We start from the raw sequence: 3,989 nt of genomic DNA, 5'->3' as shown, positions 1-3,989 counted from the left end.
GGCAGTGGCCAGGTCGAGGGGAACCCCGGCCGCAAGTGCTGCCGCCGCGGCGGCCGCCGCGTTGAGCGCCTGGTGGGCGCCGACGAGGGGCAGCGTGACGTGAGCCGATCCGGCGACGGTCCGCAACGTGCAGGACGATCGGCCGAGCCGGTCGAGGGCCAAATCGAGGACTCGTACGTCGGCGTGCTTCGCCCGGCCGAAGGTCACCACCGGACCGCTGGTGAGCGCGCGCATCGCGGCCACCTCGGGGTCGTCGGCGTTCAGGACGGCGGTGCCGCCGGGCGCAAGGCCCTGCACCAGTTCGCCCTTGGCTCTGGCGATGGCGGCGCGCGATCCGAACTCGCCGAGGTGGGCCACTCCGACGTTGAGGACGACGGCGATGTCGGGCGCTACCAGGCCGGTGAGCTCGGCGATGTCGCCGACATGGCGGGCTCCCATCTCCAGGACGAGAAACCGGGTGGCCGCATGGGCCCGCAGCATGGTGAGCGGCACACCGAGCTCGTTGTTGAGCGAACCGACCGTGGCGACCATCGGCGCGGCGCCGGAAAGCACGGCTGCCAACAGGTCCTTGGTGCCGGTCTTGCCTTGCGAGCCGGTCACCCCGACGACGGTCAGTCCCTCGCGCAGTCGGGCCAGGACATGAGCGGCGAGCATCTGCAGCGCGGTCCGGACGTCTTCGACGACGACGGTGGGCAGCGGCGTCGGCCGGGAGCCGAGCACGGCCACCGCACCGGCCCGCCCAGCCTGTTCCGCGTAGTCATGGCCGTCGGCGTGCTCGCCCGCGAAGGCGACGAAGAGGCCGCCCGGCTCGGCCTGCCGGCCGGCGAGCACGGCCGGCGCGGTCACGGTTACGGAGCTGTCGCCTTCGGCCCGTCCGCCGACGATTTCGGCGATCTCGCCGAGGCCGAGCGGAATCACGCCGATCCCCTTGACGTCATGTCCGGTGTTTGGTGAGTCATGCCTCCAGTCAAGGCAGTGGGACGTATCGCGGGCATATCGAAAATCTCATACGCTCCGGCAACAGCTCACCGCCTTGACTGGAGGCATGACCCGCAGCGAAACGATCCGCATCACCATGTACGGGTGCGACCCGGACGAAGCATTTCTGTTCCGCGAACTGGCGCCGGGCCTCGGAGTGCGGCCGGCCGTCACCGACGCACCGGTCTCCGAAGCCAATACCGAACTCGCCGCCGGCAGTCGGTGCATCAGCGTTGGCCACAAGACGCCCATCACCCACGCCACACTGCGTGCGCTCGGCCGAGCCGGCGTGTGCTATATCTCCACGCGGAGCATCGGCTACAACCACATCGACGTGGAATACGCGGACAGCATAGGCATCGTCGTCGAAAACGTCTCCTACTCGCCGGACAGCGTGGCCGACTACACGGTGATGCTCATGTTGATGGCGCTACGGGACGCGAAATCCATCGTCCTTCGCACCGACCGGCACGATTACCGGCCGAATGATGTGCGGGGGAGGGAACTGCGCGATCTGACTGTCGGGGTGATCGGGACGGGCCGTATCGGCGCGGCGGTCGTGGACCGGCTGCGAGGTTTCGGCTGCCGCATCCTGGCTCACGACAATCGGCCCGTGGATCGCCCCGGTGTCGCTGTCGAACACATCCCGCTCGACGAATTGTTGCGGCGGAGCGACCTGGTCACGCTGCATGCGCCGCTCACCGCGGCCACGCACCATCTGCTGAATCGACAGCGCCTGGCACAGATGAAGAACGGCGCACTGATCGTCAACACCGGACGCGGTGCCCTCATCGACACCGAGGCCCTGGTGCAGCAATTGGAAAGCGGCAGGCTGAGTGGCGCGGCTCTGGATGTCGTCGAAGGTGAGGAAGGCATCTTCTACGCCGACCTGCGGGACAAACCCATGGAAAGCAAAGCACTGTTGCGACTGCAGGAGCTCCCGCATGCGCTCGTCAGTCCGCACACCGCTTACTTCACGGATCACGCCCTGCGCGACACCGTGGAGAACTCTCTCACCAACTGTATGACGTTCGAAAGCAGGAATCAGCATGGCTAGGCTGAAAGTCGGCATCATATTCGGGGGCCGTTCCGAGGAGCACTCCGTCTCCGTCAAGTCGGCACGTGAGATGGCCCGGAACCTCGATCTCGATAAGTACGAACCCTTCTACATAGGGATCACCCAGAGCGGTGCCTGGAAGCTCTGTGCCGGGCCCGACGCGGAGTGGGAGAACGGCGACAGTCGTCCTGTCGTACTGTCCCCCGACAGCGACGTGCACGGATTGCTCGTCCTGGGACACGAGAGCTACGCGACGATTCGTCTGGATGTCATCCTGCCCGTGCTGCACGGCACGCTCGGCGAGGACGGCGCGATGCAGGGTCTGCTGGAACTCTCCGGCATCCCCTACATCGGCTGCGATGTCCAGAGTTCCGCTCTGTGCATGGACAAATCCCTTGCCTACGTCGTCGCCCGAAGCGCGGGAATCGCCACGCCGAATTTCCGGACCGTCACGGCAGACGAAACCGTCGATCCCGCCCGGTTCACCTATCCGGTCTTCGTGAAGCCGGCCCGATCCGGATCGTCCTTCGGCGTCACGAAGGTGTCCCGGGAAGAGGAGCTTCCGAGTGCGGTGGAAACGGCACGGCAGTATGACGCGAAGGTGCTGATCGAAGAGGCGGTCGTCGGCAGCGAGATCGGCTGCGCCATCCTCGGGAGAGGATCGGATCTCGTCGCGGGCGAGGTGGACCGCATCGCGCTCTCGCACGGATTCTTCAGGATTCACCAGGAAGACGCCCCCGAGACCGGATCCGAGAACTCGATGGCAATCGTTCCCGCCGATATCCCGGAAGAGTCACGGCTACTCGTGCAGGAGACGGCCAAGGCCGTGTACCGCGCCCTGGGATGCGGCGGACTTTCGCGGGTGGACATGTTTCTCAGGGAGGACGGGGAAGTCGTCCTCAACGAGGTCAACACGTTTCCCGGCATGACCTCGTACAGTCGTTATCCGAGGATGATGGCGGCCGCAGGACTGCCGCTTCCCGAAGTGATCGACCGGATGGTGTCCCTCGCCTTGGCAGGAAAAATACGATGAAGGCGATGGAGTCGATGCAAGGCGACTTTGCCTTTGTGGACGAGCTGGCGTCCGGAATACGCTGGGACGCCAAGTACGCCACGTGGGACAACTTCACCGGCAAACCGGTGGACGGATATCTGGCCAATCGAGTCGTAGGTACGACGGCTCTCTGCGTGGCCCTGGAGCGGGCCAGAGAGCAGGCCGAAACACGGGGGTTCGGCCTGCTGCTCTGGGACGGCTATCGTCCGCAGCACGCCGTCGACTGCTTTCTGCGCTGGTCACAACAGCCGGAGGACGGCCGGACCAAGTCGCGGCACTATCCCAATATCGGCAGGGCCGAGATGTTCGAGAAGGGATATGTGGCCGCCAGGTCGGGCCACAGTCGGGGCAGTACCGTCGACCTCACGCTCTACGATTTGGCCACCGGTGAGCTCGTTCCCATGGGCGGCGACCACGACCTGATGGATTCCATCTCGCATCATGGCGCACCAGGGATCACACCTACCGAAGCGCGGAACCGGCAGCACCTCCTTTCCCTCATGGAGACTTGCGGTTTCAGTGCGTACGAGTGCGAGTGGTGGCACTACACGCTCGACGACGAGCCTTACCCGGACACCTATTTCGATTTCCCCATCACGTAGGACGTCGTGCTCGCGGTCGTGGGGCCGTGCGAGGCACCATGGATCTGCCGTTGAGGCAGCCTTCGCCACGCCTCCGCGCCCGGTCTGATCCAAAACCTCGGGGCGCTGCGCGGCGACGTCGACCGGGAGCGGAACCACGCTCGGCAACCAGGAGCGGGCGGGGAAGAGTGGTGCTGCTGGGGGCGAGTATCCGGTGACGGTCGACCTGCACGACTGGCCCGACAAGCACGACCGCGCCAAGACCGTCACCACCCCGGGCAAGAGCGTCGCCTACGAGTACGACAAGGACGGCAACCAG

General features: G+C 65.7%; 4 protein-coding genes. 3 read left to right on the top strand and 1 reads right to left on the bottom strand.

What is annotated here, in order from left to right:
- The coding region (murF, locus tag GT354_RS17760; RefSeq protein ID WP_161357283.1) for a UDP-N-acetylmuramoyl-tripeptide--D-alanyl-D-alanine ligase at positions 1-918 on the bottom strand (918 nt) is incomplete at its 3' end.
- Positions 919-1,045: 127 nt separating this feature from the next.
- Here murF and GT354_RS17755 point away from each other — a divergent pair.
- From GT354_RS17755 to vanX, 3 genes are read left to right on the top strand one after another with little or no spacing between them, the layout of a single operon-like run.
- The gene (locus GT354_RS17755; protein ID WP_202512001.1) at positions 1,046-2,035 is read left to right on the top strand and encodes a D-isomer specific 2-hydroxyacid dehydrogenase family protein; all 990 of its coding nucleotides are present in this window, start codon (positions 1,046-1,048) and stop codon (positions 2,033-2,035) included.
- The gene (vanA-Sc, locus tag GT354_RS17750; RefSeq protein ID WP_161357282.1) at positions 2,028-3,068 is read left to right on the top strand and encodes a D-alanine--(R)-lactate ligase VanA-Sc; all 1,041 of its coding nucleotides are present in this window, start codon (positions 2,028-2,030) and stop codon (positions 3,066-3,068) included. The genes GT354_RS17755 and vanA-Sc overlap by 8 nt, the downstream gene beginning before the upstream one ends.
- A gap of 14 nt (positions 3,069-3,082) precedes the next feature.
- Positions 3,083-3,691: a D-Ala-D-Ala dipeptidase VanX gene (gene vanX / locus GT354_RS17745; RefSeq protein WP_161357284.1), complete on the top strand. Its 609-nt coding sequence runs from the start codon at positions 3,083-3,085 to the stop codon at positions 3,689-3,691.
- The last annotated feature ends 298 nt before the right edge of the window (positions 3,692-3,989 follow it).

Source organism: Streptomyces sp. SID3343 (assembly GCF_009865215.1).
Taxonomy (GTDB): Bacteria; Actinomycetota; Actinomycetes; order Streptomycetales; family Streptomycetaceae; genus Embleya.
This window is presented reverse-complemented; position numbering and strand designations above follow the sequence as displayed.